At 54.7% G+C, this 16,575-nt stretch carries 10 protein-coding genes; 3 read left to right on the forward strand and 7 right to left on the reverse strand.

Annotated elements, in window-relative coordinates:
- The first annotated feature begins 19 nt into the window (after positions 1-19).
- Complete coding sequence (locus tag ED901_RS06395) at positions 20-1,207, forward strand: NupC/NupG family nucleoside CNT transporter (protein WP_122095349.1); 1,188 nt, start codon at positions 20-22, stop codon at positions 1,205-1,207.
- A gap of 143 nt (positions 1,208-1,350) precedes the next feature.
- Here ED901_RS06395 and ED901_RS06400 read toward each other — a convergent pair whose 3' ends face one another.
- Entirely contained in the window at positions 1,351-4,128 is a 2,778-nt protein-coding gene (locus ED901_RS06400) for a flavocytochrome c (protein ID WP_056777777.1), read from the reverse strand.
- 601 nt (positions 4,129-4,729) lie between these two features.
- Between ED901_RS06400 and ED901_RS06405 the strand changes: the two genes are divergently transcribed.
- On the forward strand, positions 4,730-6,241 hold the full coding sequence (locus ED901_RS06405) for an anion permease (protein WP_122095350.1): 1,512 nt from the start codon (positions 4,730-4,732) through the stop codon (positions 6,239-6,241).
- 122 nt (positions 6,242-6,363) lie between these two features.
- Here the strand turns inward: ED901_RS06405 and ED901_RS06410 are convergent, their stop codons facing one another.
- Genes ED901_RS06410 through ED901_RS06420 form a run of 3 tightly spaced genes read right to left on the reverse strand, consistent with a single transcriptional unit; the run spans position 6,364 to position 10,190 of the window.
- On the reverse strand, positions 6,364-7,635 hold the full coding sequence (locus ED901_RS06410; protein WP_371414288.1) for a cytochrome c: 1,272 nt from the start codon (positions 7,633-7,635) through the stop codon (positions 6,364-6,366).
- Between the two features lie 15 nt (positions 7,636-7,650).
- Positions 7,651-9,420 (reverse strand): GMC family oxidoreductase, encoded by a 1,770-nt coding sequence (locus ED901_RS06415; protein WP_122095352.1) that lies wholly within the window; start codon positions 9,418-9,420, stop codon positions 7,651-7,653.
- 44 nt (positions 9,421-9,464) lie between these two features.
- Positions 9,465-10,190, reverse strand: coding sequence for a gluconate 2-dehydrogenase subunit 3 family protein (locus ED901_RS06420; RefSeq protein WP_122095353.1), 726 nt, complete (start codon positions 10,188-10,190; stop codon positions 9,465-9,467).
- A 629-nt stretch (positions 10,191-10,819) separates the two neighbouring features.
- Here ED901_RS06420 and ED901_RS06425 point away from each other — a divergent pair.
- The gene (locus ED901_RS06425; protein ID WP_122095632.1) at positions 10,820-12,883 is read left to right on the forward strand and encodes a TonB-dependent siderophore receptor; all 2,064 of its coding nucleotides are present in this window, start codon (positions 10,820-10,822) and stop codon (positions 12,881-12,883) included.
- Between the two features lie 56 nt (positions 12,884-12,939).
- Here the strand turns inward: ED901_RS06425 and ED901_RS06430 are convergent, their stop codons facing one another.
- The 3 genes from ED901_RS06430 to ED901_RS06440 all read right to left on the reverse strand — a co-directional run bounded on the left by ED901_RS06430 (position 12,940) and on the right by ED901_RS06440 (position 16,417).
- Positions 12,940-14,079: an NADH-dependent flavin oxidoreductase gene (locus tag ED901_RS06430; RefSeq protein ID WP_122095354.1), complete on the reverse strand. Its 1,140-nt coding sequence runs from the start codon at positions 14,077-14,079 to the stop codon at positions 12,940-12,942.
- Positions 14,080-14,282: 203 nt separating this feature from the next.
- On the reverse strand, positions 14,283-15,176 hold the full coding sequence (locus ED901_RS06435) for a LysR family transcriptional regulator (RefSeq protein ID WP_122095355.1): 894 nt from the start codon (positions 15,174-15,176) through the stop codon (positions 14,283-14,285).
- Positions 15,177-15,301: 125 nt separating this feature from the next.
- Positions 15,302-16,417 (reverse strand): ABC transporter substrate-binding protein, encoded by a 1,116-nt coding sequence (locus ED901_RS06440; protein ID WP_122095356.1) that lies wholly within the window; start codon positions 16,415-16,417, stop codon positions 15,302-15,304.
- Between the last annotated feature and the right edge of the window lie 158 nt (positions 16,418-16,575).

Below are 16,575 nucleotides of genomic sequence, written 5' to 3' on the forward strand. Positions count from 1 at the left end.
CACATCCATTGGAATCTCGATGACGTCAAATATATTGCATTTTTTACTTAGCCTTATAATGATATTCGGTATTGGCTGGTTGATTAGCTACAACAAACGCGGTGTTAAGCTGCGCTACGTCGTGCAAATTTTGGTGATCGAAATCGTGCTGGCCTGGGTTCTGCTGTACAGCCAGGCGGGCGTTTACCTGATTTCAGGCCTCTCCGGCGTGTTCACTAACCTGATGAGCTACGCGCGTGTAGGGACTGATTTCGTCTTCGGCGGTCTGGTTAATGATAATCAGTTCAGCTTCTTCTTATTCGTATTATGTCCAATCATCTTTATTTCCGCGCTGATTGGTATTCTCCAGCACCTGCGTATATTACCGCTAATGATTAAAGGGATCGGTTATCTGTTATCTAAGATTAACGGAATGCCACGCCTGGAATCTTTTAATGCCGTGAGTTCTTTATTGGTCGGTCAGTCTGAAAACTTTATCGCTATTAAAGATATTGTTCCGCACCTGAATGAACGCCGCATGTATACATTATCGGCGACCGCCATTTCCACCGTGTCCATGTCCATTGTCGGTTCTTACATGACCCTGCTTGAGCCGCGTTATGTGATGCTTTCGCTGATCCTGAATATGCTGTCCACTTTTGCCGTTTTACAGGTGGTGAACCCGTATTCCGATGAAGCCGATAACGAAATGCCTAAACTCAATGTACCGAAACACAGCTTCGTAGAAATGCTGGGCGAGTACATCATGGCGGGCTTCAAAATGGCGATGATCGTGGCGGCCATGCTGGTGGGTTTCAACGCCCTGCTGGCGATGATCAATGCCATCTTCATGGGCGGTTTTGGTAAGAGCTTCCAGGACATCATCGGTTATCTGTTCTACCCGATCGCCTGGTTAACCGGCATTGTCAGCCAGGACTCCCTCACCGCAGGCAGCATCATGGGGACGAAAATCGTCGCCAACGAATTCGTGGCGATGTTGCAGATGAAAGATCTGATTGCGCATCTCGAGCCCCGTACCGTGGCGATCCTGTCCGTCTTCCTGGTGTCTTTCGCTAACATTTCTACCGTCGGTATTATTGCCGGTGCGGTGAAAAGTATCGAAGAAGTTCAGGGCAACATGGTGGCCCGTGCTGCTTTCCGCCTGCTGGTCGGCGCGACGCTGGTCAGCCTGCTGTCGGCGTCCATCGTGGGTCTGGTCTACCGTTAATCGGTTAAGATAAACGCCCGGAACGTCTGAAAACGTCCGCCCTTCCGGGTGGACGTTTTTGTTTCTGCGGCAGGCACAGGCATTTTGCCCCGTCATAAAAAAACCACGCCGAAGCGTGGTTTTTCATTGTTCACCTTATGAATTTATCCCCGCGCCAGCGCGGCCGCGTTACGTCCCGCCAGAATACCGAAGATGATAATATCGGCCACCGCGTTACCGCCGATGCGGTTTGCACCGTGGATACCGCCCGCCACTTCACCGGCCGCCCAGGCGCCGGTAATCGGCTGTTTCTGGCTATCAAGCACCGCCGTGTCAGTGTTGATGACCACGCCGCCCATCGTATGATGCACGCCCGGCGCGATGCGGATGGCAAAGAATGGCCCCTGATTAAGCGGATGACGCAGCGCAGTGGTACGCCCAAAATCTTCGTCTTTTTTGGCCACCACGAACAGATTGTAACGTTCCAGCGTTTCGGCCAGATCATGCGGGTTCATGTTCAGCTTCACCGCCAGTTCTTCCGGCGTCGGCGCGCTGAGTACAAAGCCTTTGGCGATATACTCGTCAGCCGCTTTGTTGTTTGCCCGTACCTGTTCATCAAAGATCACCCACGCGCTTTTCTCCGGCAGCGCGATGATTTCCGCCGACACTTTGTCGCGGGTTTCCATTTCATTGTAGAAACGCTTGCCCGCCTGGCTCACCAGGATCGCCCCGCCGCCGCGAATGGATTCAGAAATCAGGTATGACGTGGTTTGTTCAACGGTCGGGTGGATCTGGATCTCGCCCATATCGACGGTATCCGCCCCGATTTTTTGCAGCATGGCGATGCCGCTGCCGGTGGCGCCTTTGTGGTTAGTGGTCACAAAGCCGTCCAGCTCAGGGCGATATTTCACCACCATTTCGCGGTTAGCACTGAAACCGCCGGTCGCCACAATCACGCTTTTGGCGTTCAGAATACGGCTGTCGTTGTATTCATCCACCACTTTCACGCCGGTCACTGCGCCGTTTTCATACAGGATTTCCGCCACAGAGGTTTCGAGCAGCACTTCGATATCGCGCTTATTGACGTTTTTCACCAGACCGCTGATCAGGAAGCCGCCGACGGCGGAGCGATCCTGCGGACGGTGGGTACGGTCAATGCTCATGCCGCCGGTGATGGTGATATCGTTCAGCTCGATCTCTTTCGCCGCCAGCCACTCGATGGCTTCCGGTGCCAGCTCAACGAACTCCCTGAGCAGTTCCGGGTTGTTCTTGAACTTGCCGCCTTTCAGGGTTTCGTCATAGAACAGCTCTTTGCTGTCCTCGATGCCTTTGAGTTTCTGGAACCGGGTTTCTGCCGCGTTCATGCCCACAGAGGCTTTAATGGTGTTGCCCCCGATGGTAGGCATTTTTTCGATAATGACGACATGCGCGCCTTCATCATGCGCCTGAATGGCGGCCGCCAGACCTGCGCCGCCGCTGCCGACAATCACCACATCGAAGTTCTGCGGTGCCTGAGGGTTACCGCCTTCTTCAATCACGTGCTCTTTGCTGGAGGTGGTTAAGGCGCGGGAAACGGCTTTTTTCAGCGCCTCACTCTGGGTGGTCGCGCCGGTGATGGCATCAACGTGCGGGCTGTTGGCAACCAGAATACGTGTGCGCAACTGTTCAAAGGTGGTGGTGAAATCGACGTCGAGGGTGTCATCTTTCACCAGAGTAATATCGGTAATACGGTCGGTATCGAGCGTAACGCTGATTTTCAGCTTCAGCGCTTCGGCTTCCACTTTTTCCTGATATACGCCGGCTTTATATTTACGGCCTGTCACGCTGGTGTCGCGGATCATGGCGTCAACCAGTGAGAAGCGCCACAACGGCTCAGGAATGTTCAGCGCCTCGCGTTTGTTGCTGTCGATGAACAGTTCCAGATGATCGTTGTTGATAATGCGGTCGGCCCAGTCCGGATAGGCGATGCACGCTTTGCCTACCGCGACCAGATCAAAACCGTACTCCAGCCCTTTCTCCGCATCCGCTTTGTTAACCACGCCGCCAACACCAATCACCGGCACTTTTGCCAGCGTTTCAGAACGCATGGCGCGGTATTTGGTGATGAGCGGTGTCGGGTCGGTGGTGTCTACGATAGAAGGACGCAGCAACTGGCCGACGGAGAAATGCACGTAGTCCAGCCCGCGCGCAGCCAGTTTTTCCAGCAAATACATAGTGTCGTCAAACCGGATGCCGGGCACTTCCAGCTCTTCCGGCGAGAAACGGTAACCGATAATGAAGTTGTCGTCGGCGAAGCGCTTCGCCATTTTGTGGGTGATCTCGAGCACTTCCAGCGGGAATGTGGCGCGCTTATCGCGGTCGCCGCCCCATTTGTCGGTGCGCTGGTTGGAGTTTGGCGAGTAAAACTGCTGGATCAGGTAAGTGTTGGCGCCGTGGATCTCCACGCCGTCGAAACCGGCTTTGATGGCGCGGTTCACCGCATCACCAAATTTGGTGATCATCACATCAACTTCTTCACCGGACAGCTCTTTAGGCGTGGTCGCGCCTTCACGCGGCGCGGCGATGGCGCTGGGTGCGACGGGCGTTCTGCCGCCGATAAGCTCCGGCTCCACCATTCTGCCGCCGTGATAAATTTGCAAAATGGCTTTAGAGCCTTTTGATTTGATGGCGTCGGCGATTTTTTTCAGACCGGCGATTTTGTTGTCGCTGTCGATGGCAATCGCGCCGGGAAACGCCGGTCCCAGACGATCAATGAAGCAACACTCAACGATGATAGTGCCGATGCTGCCAGCGCGATCGCGGTAATACTCGACCAGCTCACTGGTCACCGTGCCGTCGTAGAAGCCGGTACAGGTGGTCATCGGTGCCATCAGTAAACGGTTTTTCAGCACAGCGCCGTTGGGCAACGTGAGCGGTTTAAGAACCGGGGTGAGCTTATTCATTGTAATCAACTCCAAAATGTAAACGCCTGGATTTCTTTTCGTGGGCGAATGACTTACCGCTAAAATAAGTTATCCGGTGCAGGTGATAAATATAGAAATGCTTTGCTGCTTTCTGCTCATATAGCAGAAATAATGTGATGTAAAAGGTCTGATGGACGGGAGTTGTTTAATTACCCAGCGTTAATGCGAATATCCCCTCCAATTGTTAACCATGAGTTGACAAAAATCAACTTTTGATTAACATGGAAAAACCCACGAACAAAATCAGCAGGTTATGCCCTCAGTTTGGCTTTTGCCAAAATTTACTCTACATTTCATAGAGCAGGTTTTCTGATCAAAATAATAACCTTACACAATGTAATGCTACTAAGTTAAATAGGAATTCATCCGGGCGTCATTCTGGCTGAGGATAATATCCGCCGGGTGCCATAACGCCTGAATGAGAGTATTACGTCTCCCTGTTCACGAAGAAACATTAATGTATTTCAACTGTCATCGTGAAATATCCACAGCAGTCATTTATTACCCAAACGCAAGCGTAAAAAACATCATAGATATCCGGGGGCGCGATGCTCACTTTCAATAACTGGCAGAAAAAACTATGAAACCCACATCCACTTTGAATGACCCCGCAAAGGCCGCTCCTGCCTCTGCCGGAGTGAAAAAACGTTTGATCATGCTGTTCCTTCCGGTGCTGGTGGCAATTATCCTGCTGCTCACACCAGTACCTTCCGGCCTTCAGCCGTATGCCTGGCATTTCTTTGCCATCTTTGTCGGGGTCATTGTGGGGCTGATTTTTGAACCCCTGCCTGGCGCGGTGATCGGCCTGACCGGTGTGGTGGTGATCGCCCTGTTCAGCCAGTGGCTGTTGTTCAGCCCGGCGGAAATCGCCGATCCTAAATTTAAGATGGCGAGCGAGTCGTTTAAATGGGCGGTGAGCGGTTTTGGTAACTCCACGGTCTGGCTGATCTTCGGCGCATTTATGTTCGCCGCAGGCTATGACAAGACCCAGTTTGGCCGCCGTCTGGCGCTGATTCTGGTGAAATACCTTGGCCGTCGCAGCCTGACGCTGGGTTATGCCATCACCTTCGCCGATCTGCTGCTGGCACCGTTCACGCCGTCCAACACGGCGCGCAGCGGCGGGACCATCTACCCGATCATCGCCAACCTGCCGCCGCTATACGGCTCCAAACCCAATGACCCGAGCGCCCGTAAAATCGGTTCCTACCTGATGTGGGTCGCGATTACCGCCGCCTGTATTACCAGCTCGATGTTCCTGTCGGCGCTGGCGCCAAACCTGCTGGCGCTGGCGCTGGTGAAAAGCATTACCGGATTCGAAATCTCCTGGGGCATGTGGTTCCTCGCCTTCCTGCCGCTCGGCGTTTTGCTGATCCTCACCATGCCGTTACTGGCTTACTGGTTCTATCCGCCGGAAGTGAAGATCAATGATGAAGTGCCGCGCTGGGCCAAAAGTGAACTGGAAAAACTCGGCAAGCTGTCGCGTAACGAAATCCTGCTGCTGGTCTTCGTCTGTTCTGCGCTGCTGATGTGGATTTTCGCCGCCGCCTGGATCGAACCGGCGCTGGCCGCGCTGCTGGTGGTGGTGCTGATGTTGTGGACCGGCGTGCTGAACTGGAACGACATTATCAGCAACAAACCGGCCTGGAATACTTTCGCCTGGTTTGCCACGCTGGTCGCGCTGGCGGATGGTCTGGCCCGCGTTGGCTTTATCGCCTGGCTGGGTAAAGAAGGCGGGCAACTGCTCGACGGTTTCGACCCGCAGGTCGCCGCCGTCATGCTGCTGATTGCCTTCTTCCTGTTGCACTATCTGTTTGCCAGTACCACCGCACACACCACCGCCCTGTTACCAGCGATGCTGACCATTGCGGCGGCGATCCCCGGCATCAACATGCCGGTTTACTGCCTGATGATGGTGACCTCGCTGGGTGTGATGGGCATCATCACCCCTTACGGTACCGGCCCGAGCCCGATTTACTACGGCAGCGGCTACCTGCCGACGAAAGATTACTGGCGTCTGGGCACCATCTTCGGCGCTATCTTCCTCGGCGGCCTGATGCTCATCGGCTATCCGTGGATGGTGCTGATGTTCTGATCCGACAACGGGTTAATCCCTTGCACTGTTTAACCTGATATTTAAACTGATATTTAAAACTGATAAAAAAACGGCCTCCCTTTCGGAAGGCCGTTTTGCTGTCTGACTTGCCACTCAAAACGTCAGTGCGCCAGTGTTTTACGCACGTCGCTCACGTCTTTTGCCGATACCGCTGGTGCCGAGTTGCTCCAGCCCTGACGGATAAAGGTCGCAAGCTGCGCGGCTTCTTCGTCGGTCAGACGCGCTGCAAAACCAGGCATCACCAGCGTTGAAGGCGCTCGGGCCGTGGACGGCTGTTGTGCACCGGCGAGGATGGTATGGATAAGCCCGGTCGGATCCTGTGAGTTCACAATCGTGGCCTGATCCAGCTGCGGGAACACGCCCGGCGCGCCCTTTCCGGTCACAAAGTGGCAGGCACCGCAGTTATCCAGATACAGACGCTCGCCTTCGCTGAGGTTTTTCGCCGCCGTCAGTTTCGCTTCGGTTGCGCTGGCTTTCTGCGTGTCTTCTGCCGGAACCGGCGGATTGCCGCCCAGGAATTTGAGGTACGCGGCAATGGCTTTGAGATCGTCATCGGTCATGTGCGCGGTACTGTTCTCGACCACTGACGTCATTTCGCCACCCACTGCCGCTTTATCGTTACGCCCTGTCCCGAGATAATCGATGATTTCCTGTTCGTTCCAGTGCGCGACGCCGCGCAGGGAAGGCACATCCCAGTTATTCAGGCTGCCGCCCGCGAGGAAATCAGTGTCGCTGCTGTCGAGCGCTTTTTCGTTCATGCCGAATCCACGCGGCGTGTGGCAACTGCCGCAATGCCCCAGACTTTCCACCAGATACGCGCCACGGTTTACCTGCTCTGATGCCCCACCGATTGGCTGGAATGGCTTATCAGACGCAAACGCCCAGTTCCAGAAACGCATGCCCCAGCGCTGACTGAACGGGAAGCTCAGATCCGTTTCCGGCGGCTGTTCTGCGCTCGGTTTTACGCCCTGCATAAAGTAAGCGTAGAGCGCGTGCATGTCTTCATCATTGATTTTGGCGTAATCAGGATACGGCATCGCCGGGTACAAACGGGTGCCGTCCGGCAGAACGCCTTTGCGCACCGCATCCGAGAACTGCGCTTCGGTGTAGCCGCCAATACCGTGGTCTTTGTCCGGGGTGATATTGGTGGAATAAATCGTCCCGAGATTCGAATTGATCGCCAGGCCGCCGGAAAACGCCGGTTTGCCCGCCGCCGTATGGCACGCGCCGCAGTCGCCGAGACGCGCCACATATTCGCCCTGCTTTATCAGCGCCGCGTTGTCAGGCGGTGAACTGTTATCCGCCTGCGCATTCGCCATAAAACCGACACCCAGCAGCAAGGCGTTAGCGATAAATAAACGTTTGAGTTTCATTCTGTTCATCTCCGCTTATGCCTGAACCAGTGGGCCAGGATTTTTAAGATACTGATCTTTGATCGCCTGCGCCGCCATCAGGGTGATCGCGCCGATGGTGTCCGTCGGGTTGGCCTGGAAGTTTTGCGGGAACGCGTTTCCGCCCGGCACAAAGACGTTATGCACGTCCCAGCTTTGCAGGAACTTGTTCAGCGCCGAGGTTTTCGGGTTATCACCCATCACCGCGCCGCCCACGTTGTGCGTGGACACGTATTTGGTCAGGTCAAAGTGCGCGTCCATCGGCAGGAAGCTTTCGCTGTAGCTGTCCGGGTTGAGCTCTTTGGTGATATTGCCGACGATGCCTTTCAGGTATTGCTGCAATTTGAGTTCGTTCTGTTTCCAGTCGAACGTCATGCGCAGCAGCGGATAACCGTATTCATCTTTGTAGTTCGGATCGAGATCCAGATAAATGTCGCGATAAGACTGGCAGGTGGTGGTGATGCTGATTTTCATCGAATGGCCGTACCACTCTTCCATCCCTTCTTTCCAGCCGGTGCCCCACGCAGGCGTGCCTTTTGGCAGCGAAGTGCTGATTGGCGTGCCGGTGGCCTGAGAACTGTGGATCTTCGCACCGCCGATAAAGCCCAGGGATGCGCCATCGAAATTGCCCGGAGAAATGTCGTTGAACATCTGGCCGGTGGCGCCCGCGGTAGCGAACGGGTTGAAGTTTTTGTCTTTGAAGAACAGCGTTGAACCGCCGTTACTCAGGAACGCATAGTTACGCCCAACCACGCCTTCTTCGGTGATCGGGTTGTAAGGTTTGCCGATGCCGGAAAGCAACATCAGGCGCACGTTGCAGAACTGGAAGCTGCTCAGCACCACGATTTTGGCGGGCTGGAAACACTCGTTGCCGTCGGCATCAATATAGATCACGCCTTTGGCGGTTTTCTTGTCATCGTGCAGCTCGACTTTCATCACGTTGGCGTGAACTTCATATGAGAAGTTCTCCATACGTTTGAGCGCGTCCATCACGGCGGTTTGCGGCGAGGCTTTCGAGTAGTTCAGGCACGGGTATTTACTGCAATAACCGCAGTAGTTACAGGGTGCGATCTGATTGCCGTACGGGTTGGTCCAGGCGCGGGAAACGCAGGCCGACGGGTTCGGGAACGGGTGATAGCCCATCTTCTTAGTGACTTCGGCAAACATGCTGCTGTTGAGCGTGTCTTCCAGCGCAGGCAGCGGGTATGGCTCAGAACGCGGACCTTCGAACGGATCGCCGCCTTCCATAATCTGGCCGCGCAGGTTGCCGGTCTTACCGGATTGCCCGCAGATGTGCTCAAACTTGGTGTAATACGGCTCGATTTCATCCCAGCTGAACGGGAAATCCATGATCCGCATGTCTTCCTGCAAAATGCCTGGCTTGTAGGCTTCGTCTGCGTAGGTTTTGAGTTTTAAATCGGTTGGTGTCGGGCGGATCAGCACCGCAGTCCAGTGCAGACCCGAGCCGCCAACGCCGGTGCCTGGCGCAAATGCGCCCCATTTACGGGTCGGCAGTGCGGTTTCACTCATGTTGTAACGCACGGTCACCGCGGCCTGCGCCGGGGTCGCCATCACTTTGTTTCGTACCGCGTAGGCGTATTCATCCGCCGGCTTCGGGTAGGCAAATTCTTCATAGCCGCGGTCGCCGCCGCGTTCCAGCGCACGCACCGTCAGGCCCGCCATCGCCAGCTCGATGCTCATCAGCGAGCCCGCCCAGCCGAGGCCGACAACCACAACGTCGACTTCTGGTTTAGTTACTTGTGCCATCTTTTATCCTGTCATTCTTCAGAAACGGTAATAAGACGCGGCCCTCAGGCGCGCGCGCCTTGCAGGCTCACAGGCCCCAGCGGGTAAGGGACGTTGTGCTGTTTCACCCATTCCGTGAAACTCGCGCGCGCGCCGGGGAACCCGATGGCGATCCACGCCTTCATCCCTTTATTACCGCCGTAGATTGGATCCGCCAGATAACCGTGTTTGGTGTCTGACAGCAGTTCGCTGAAAAATTGCGAGGCCACGAGACTCTCTTCGCCCAAATCGGCAAAGCGGATGTCGTTCTTCTGCAACTTCGTCAGCACCTGCTCTTTGTCCTGATCGGAAAGTTCATGGAAGGCTTTCTGGTGATGTTGCTGGCACCAGCTGTTCGCCAGGCGAATACCGGTTTTGTAGATTTGCTGCGGACGGAACGGGATCTGATACCCCATCGTGGCCGGTGCATGGACGTTAAACGGCCCCTGCATGTAGATTTCCTCACCGAAATCGCCATGCATTTGCTGATCGATAAAGATCGGCACATTGGTTTCCAGCGCGCCCGGCGCTTTGCCTTTGCCACCTGCGGGGATCAGACGGTCAGCGGCGGCCATAATGAATTGCCATTCCTCTGCGCTGAAAAACACGGGTTTATAATCGAGTAAATCCGGGGCAGCCATGTCAGCCGCTTCTGCTGCTGACAGCCCTTTCATCATGATGGTGCCGACAGGCAATGCCATCAGCGACCCAAGTAAAAACTTGCGACGGGTAGTTTTCTTTTGAAGGAGCATAGAATTACGACTCTCACATGCCTGATGTTAAGTTTGGGTTGGTATTTATTATTATTTAGGTACAAATTTATAATATCACCGCAACATCAAAAATAAACGACAATTTCCTTACCGATTATGAGGAAACCTTTTTCACATCAATAAAAATGACTTAAAAACACTTAACAAACAACAGGTTGATTTAATTACTCATTTATCAAAAACCTAAGATAATTAGCAATAAAACCCTGAAATATCTTATGTAATCTCAGGACGTGATCGGCGGGAATATAATTTCAGCAGGCAATGTTCTGTTATATTTTGTTGGAATTGGTAGCTAACATTTCTAACATTGAGATTAATTAAGAGAATTAAAGGAAATTACCTGTCATTACGGTCGCCAGAAAAGTCGCGGTATCAGGCTGATCATTGACCTGCATTGGTGCCCTTTCCCTCTCCCTGCGCGTTCAATTGTAATTATTGTCATCATCAATTTGATTCCCTTTACCCGTGCCAGAAACTAGAATGCAAACCGTTATCATTTGTATTTACTTTGTTCGACTTTCTTTCAGGGAATTACTCACATGTCTTACCAGCACGCCCCGCGCGGGGCTCACGGCGGATTCAAAAAATCCGTCATTGCGTTAGCTATGCTCCATTGTTCGCCGCTGCTGGCGGCGCAGCCTGCTTCTGAAGATTCCATTACCGTCAATGCACAGGCGGATACCCCGGACACCACCGATTACAGCGCCACGCAGAGTTCCACCGCCAGCAAAAGTGAGACTCCGCTCAGTGAAACTCCGCAGTCGGTCAGCGTGGTCACGCAGTCGATGATCCAGGATTACGACGTCACCTCGCTGAATGACGCGATGAAGTTCGTCAGCGGCGTGGCTCAGGGGAATACGCTGGGCGGCACGGAAGACGGCTTCGTCAAACGCGGATTTGGCGCCAACAGTGACGGCTCAATCCTGATCGACGGCGTGCGCAGTAATCAGGGGCTGGGCTTTGATTCCACCATCGATCACATTGAAGTGCTCAAGGGTTCCGCTTCCCTGCTTTACGGTATTCAAAACCCCGGCGGCGTGATCAACATGATCAGCAAAAAACCGCAGTATGAATGGAATACCCGCGTCAGTGGCCGGACCGGCGGATTTGGCGGCGGTGCAGGCACGCTCGATGTCACCGGCCCGCTGGGGAACGGTTTCGCGTTTCGCATGATCGCTGAACGTCAGTACGAAGATTACTGGCGTAACTTTGGCAGCGATTCGCACACCCTGCTCGCCCCTTCGCTGAGCTGGTTCGGTGAAAAAGCCAGTTTTAACGTCAGTTATCAGGAATACAAATACGACATTCCCTACGATCGCGGAACGGTATTCAGCAACGGTAAACCACTGGATATCCCTTACAACCGTCGTCTTGACGAACTGGCCAACCACGCGTGGGGCAAAACGAAGCGCCTGAACACCACCTGGGAATATCAGCTGAACGAGGACTGGAAAACCCGTCTGACCTACGCCTGGCAGCAACGCCGCTATGACAGCAATGAAGTCCGCGCCACCGCCGTCAACACCGATACCGGCGCGGTGACGCGTCGTGCGGATGCCAACCGGGGATTCAACCATCAGACCAGCTATACTTCCTGGGACTGGATCGGCAATCAGGAGATCTTCGGGATAATGAACGACCTGCTGATTGGCGTCGATTACGAGAAAAACGAAACCTACAAACAGTATTCTTACCGTGGCAAAACCTTCAGCACCTTCAATATGTATGCGCCGGTGTACGGCGTTGAGCCCATCACCAACAGCAGCACCTATTCCGACAGCAACAGCAATCTTCGGAACACCCTCTACAACAAATCAATTTATCTGAAAGACAGCATTCATCTGACGGATAAATGGATTGGCGTGGTCGGCGGGCGTTATCAGCATTACAACCAGAAACAGACCTCCGGTTTCGTTAATCCAACCCAAAGTCTGGACGATACCGATGATAAATTCCTGCCGCAGGTGGGCGTGGTGTACAAACTGACTGACGATCTGTCGTTCTACGCCAACTACAGCCAGTCGTTTACGCCATCCACCGATGTGGATGACAACGGTAATGTGGCTTCGCCGGAAAGCGGCACAACCTATGAAGTCGGCACCAAATGGCAGATTTCACCGCGTCTGGACGCGACGCTGGCGGTGTACCGCATCGATGAAGAGGACATGTCGGTGTTCATCAACGGCGTGACGCGTAACATTCCTAAAGCGCGTTCGACCGGTGCGGAGCTGGAGATTAACGGGGAAGTCGCTAAGGACTGGGATCTGACAGCCAGCTACAGTTATGACAAAACCGAAATCACCGAAGATGACGTGAATTCCGCCAACGTTGGTAACCGCCTGGTGAATGCGCCAACCAACATGGGCAGCCTGTATCTGAGCCACACTCTGCGCTGGTCGCAGGTGCCGGGTGATTTCCGCATCGGTGGGGGTGCGCGTTATATGGGCTCCCGTGCGGGCGATCCGGAAAACAGCTTCACCCTGCCGGATTACACCGTGGCGGATGCGTTTGTCGCCTGGGATAATCAGCTGCTGGGCAAACATACGCAGATCAAATTAAACGTGAATAACCTGTTCGATAAAGAGTATTACGCTTCCAGCGCCGGTAATTTACGCGTTATCGAAGGCGAACCGCGCAATGTGGTGCTTTCGGCGGCAGTGGATTTCTGATCTTTTCACGCAGGCGTCAGCCACACCAGGCGCCTGCGTGTTTTCTCACTTTCCGCTTACGAGACAGACCCGGTGGCCGGTCGCACGTTAAACCAACCGGGGGTATTTTCGATGACGCGCCACAGCTTTTCAGGGATGGCGAGTGGCGCGACGTCCGGGGCGGCAACGTCCAGCGCAATCTGGCTTTGCGCCTCGCCTTTGGCATATTTCACCCAGTCCGGATTCATCACCAGCCCCTGCCCGATTGCCGCGAGGGAAACGCCGGCAGCCAGCGCCTGTTCAGCCTGCTCAGGCGTTCTCATCTGACCCGCAGCGATAAGCGGGATCCGACCGGCGAGATGATCGCGCACGATAGCAATAATTGCCGGCCCTTGCGGCGCATCAACCGGGCGCGCCTCTAATGCATTGCCCAGCGAGACGTGCAGATAACTGATCCCGCTGTCGATCAAACTATCCACCAGTTTCAGTGACTCCCCGATGCGCAGCCCGTCCTCTTCATGTTCATCAAGCGTGATCCGGTAACCCAGCTGGAAAGGTTGCGTGGCATAGCGGGCAATGGTTTCACGCACTTTGGAAACAACGGCCAGCGGGAAGCGCATCCGGTGCGCCAGCGAACCGCCCCAGCGATCGCTGCGCTGATTAAAATGGGGAGAAAAGAAATTCTGCAACAGAAAACCGTGGGCACCATGAAGCTCCACGCCGTCAAAACCGGCGGCAATGGCGCGACGGGTCGCCTCACCGAATGCCTCAACCATATCTTCCACTTCGTGATCCGCCAGTGCACGCGGTACCACCGCAGGCGCAAATGGCCCCGCCTCACCGGCAACGGCGCTTGCGGCCACAATATCGGACACCAGGTCCGGATGGGTTTTCACACCGGCATGGAAAATCTGCAGGATTGCCGGTGCGCCCCCGCTTTTCGCCGCCGCAGCCAGCCGCGTTAAACCGGGAATGAAAGTGTCATCATACGCAGCAAACTCGCCGGTGAAGCCGATCCCGTTTTGCTGAACATGCGTGCAACCGGTGATCACCAGCCCCACGTCTTTTACCCGCAGGCGGTAATAAGCCTCTTCTTCAGCAGAGACGGTGCCATCATCGTTACCTGCCCAGGTAGTCATCGGCGCCATCACAATACGGTTACGCAGGGTAAGCCCCGGTGCAAAGGGAAATGCTTCAAGCAGAGCGTGTGGTGTCATGAGAGGTTTACCTTAATCGTTAAGAAATGTGGATATGCACGGCGCCGCGGCACACGGGGCCGTGACGGGTTCAGGGGGCTGATCATAATCTCTTTGCTATTAAGTGATTAGAGGGATAAATCTGCATGAGCTTAGAAGGGTATTTTCTTAATCAGGAGCCATTGAGCTGAAACCATCAGCCCAATGGGTTTGCGTGAGGAATATTACGGACGGTAGCGCAGTGCCTCGAGCACCAGCGCAAAAGCAGGAGAATGCTGGCGACGGCTGGGGTAATAAAGGTGATACGCCGTGCGCGGCGGCGACCAGTCGGCCAATACCTGAATCAGCTGACCGGATTGCAGCGCCGGTTCCACCACATCTTTGGGCAGATAGGCCAGCCCCAGCCCGTCCAGCGCGGCCTGTCGCATCAGCCCGATGCTGCTGAAAGTACATCGCCCGTCAATACGCACCTTAAGTTCGGCGCCCTGCTTGCTGAACTCCCAGGCATAAAAGCCGCCGTGGGTGGGCAGCCGGAGTTTAATGCAGCTGTGTTCATTCAGATCCCGTGGCGTGACAGGTCGCGTTTTGCCTTCGAAATAAGACGGCGATCCGACCACCGCAAAACTGAAATTCGGGGCAACGGGCACGGAAATCATGTCTTTATCCACCTGTTCGCCGAGCCGGACACCGGCGTCATAGCGTTCAGCGACGATATCTTTCAGCCCGTATTCACTGATGATCTCAATGTGAATATCCGGATATTCGAGCAGCATCGGCGTCAGTTTCGGCCAGAGAATGGACTCAGCGGCATGTTCAATTGCGGTGATGCGGACCGTACCAGCGGGTTTTTCACGCATCCCGCTGATGGCGGCGATCTCATTTTCGATTTCGTCAAAATGAGGCCCGATGCGGCTGAGCAAACGTTCACCCGCCTCGGTGACAGAGACGCTGCGCGTTGTACGGGTCAGCAACCGCAGCCCGAGATGGGCTTCCAGCGTTCTGATGGTGTAGCTCAGCGCCGACTGCGAAACGCCGAGCTGCGCTGCCGCTTTGGTAAAGCTTTGCTCACGCGCGACGGCGATAAAAGCCTGATAATCATTCACATTTTTTCGACGCATTCAGATTCCTGTGTAATCAGTCCGTGCAGGGCTTTGGGGCAAGGTTCTCTGAACTCAGGGTAGCCTGTCTGCACATCCTTGTGGACTTAAAAATTCTGCGCGTCAGGGAAGGTTTTCAGATGGCGTCATCTGGCTGGCAAGGAACTCCAGTAAGTGCCGCTGAAGGGCACCGGCAGGAACTGAGCGTAGAGATCCTGCATCGTCTGTTGCGGGTCAACGTCTTTGAACAACTGCGGATACATCGCTTTAGCAAAGACCTCGACATCCACCAGGTGGTACGGGCTGAGGTAGAAATTATGCCAGACGCTGTACGCACGCCCTTCCCGCACCGCTTTCAGCGTGGAGAGCACCGGTTGTTTGTCCATCACCTGACGGAAACTTTGCGCGGCTTCCTCCTGCGTCACCTGCGGCCCGAGCATCAGGTTTGACACTCTTTTGCCTTCCGGCCCCGCCATGCCGGTGGTGATATACACATCCGGATTGGCGACGATCACCGCTTCCGGGTTCAGATCGCCGTAGACGCTTTTGAACGCCCCTTTCGCGATATTATCGCCCCCGGCGAACGCCAGCAGATCTGCCAGATTGCCGTGTGACACCGTGGTGCAGCACGTCTCGCGACGGCCAAGATGCAGCTGCAACATCACCGTGGGTCTTTTTCCGTGATACGCGGCTATTCTTTCCTGCACGCGGTTCATATGTTGCTGATAAAAAGCGATAAACCGCGCCGCTTTTTCCGGGTGATTCAGCACATCGCCCAGCAGTTTCACACTCGGCAGCGTGTTATGCAGTTGATCGACACGCAGATCGACGTAGATCACCGGGATCCCCGCGCGGGTCAGCGCTTCCTGCATCAGATCCTGGTTATCTTGCTTTTTGGCGTAGATCGGCAGAATCACCAGATCCGGTTTGAGCGCTATCACCTTTTCTACACTCATCTGGGTGTAGTTGTTCTGCCCCAGCAGCGGGATATTGCCGATTTCAGGAAAGGCTTTCAGATAGACTGCCCAGCTTTGCGCATCCAGCGTCGCCATATCACCCGGCCACCCCACCACATGCTGCGCCGGGTTGCCGTCCTGCACCAACGCCAGCGTATACAGCATACGGCTTTCCCCCACCACAATCCGCTGCGGGTTATCAGGCACCGTGACCGTACGGTTGGAAATGTCCGTAACGGTTTTAGCCTGCGCGCCAGCGGCCACCAGCAGGCACGAAATCAGTAATAAAGGAGAGAACTTACGCATAACACCTCGGGGAGAAACGGAATGCGAGGATGATAATGATTATCGTTAGGTTCCGCAAATAAGAGCTAAATGTGGGTTGCCGCCCACACCGGACTTAAGGGCTGCGAATGCGTTTTAACGTCAAGACCTTGGGCTCGCCGCCCAAACGGGCCCAAAGG

The organism is Rahnella sp. Larv3_ips (genome assembly GCF_003697865.1).
Classification (GTDB): domain Bacteria; phylum Pseudomonadota; class Gammaproteobacteria; order Enterobacterales; family Enterobacteriaceae; genus Rahnella; species Rahnella rivi.

What these genes read in the sequence shown, in the direction of transcription:
- ED901_RS06395 (WP_122095349.1), top strand. Translation starts at nt 20, where the DNA reads ATGACGTCAAATATATTGCATTTTTTACTTAGCCTTATAATGATATTC.
- ED901_RS06400 (WP_056777777.1), bottom strand. Translation starts at nt 4,128, where the DNA reads ATGAATAAGCTCACCCCGGTTCTTAAACCGCTCACGTTGCCCAACGGC.
- ED901_RS06405 (WP_122095350.1), top strand. Translation starts at nt 4,730, where the DNA reads ATGAAACCCACATCCACTTTGAATGACCCCGCAAAGGCCGCTCCTGCC.
- ED901_RS06410 (WP_371414288.1), bottom strand. Translation starts at nt 7,635, where the DNA reads ATGAAACTCAAACGTTTATTTATCGCTAACGCCTTGCTGCTGGGTGTC.
- ED901_RS06415 (WP_122095352.1), bottom strand. Translation starts at nt 9,420, where the DNA reads ATGGCACAAGTAACTAAACCAGAAGTCGACGTTGTGGTTGTCGGCCTC.
- ED901_RS06420 (WP_122095353.1), bottom strand. Translation starts at nt 10,190, where the DNA reads ATGCTCCTTCAAAAGAAAACTACCCGTCGCAAGTTTTTACTTGGGTCG.
- ED901_RS06425 (WP_122095632.1), top strand. Translation starts at nt 10,820, where the DNA reads ATGCTCCATTGTTCGCCGCTGCTGGCGGCGCAGCCTGCTTCTGAAGAT.
- ED901_RS06430 (WP_122095354.1), bottom strand. Translation starts at nt 14,079, where the DNA reads ATGACACCACACGCTCTGCTTGAAGCATTTCCCTTTGCACCGGGGCTT.
- ED901_RS06435 (WP_122095355.1), bottom strand. Translation starts at nt 15,176, where the DNA reads ATGCGTCGAAAAAATGTGAATGATTATCAGGCTTTTATCGCCGTCGCG.
- ED901_RS06440 (WP_122095356.1), bottom strand. Translation starts at nt 16,417, where the DNA reads ATGCGTAAGTTCTCTCCTTTATTACTGATTTCGTGCCTGCTGGTGGCC.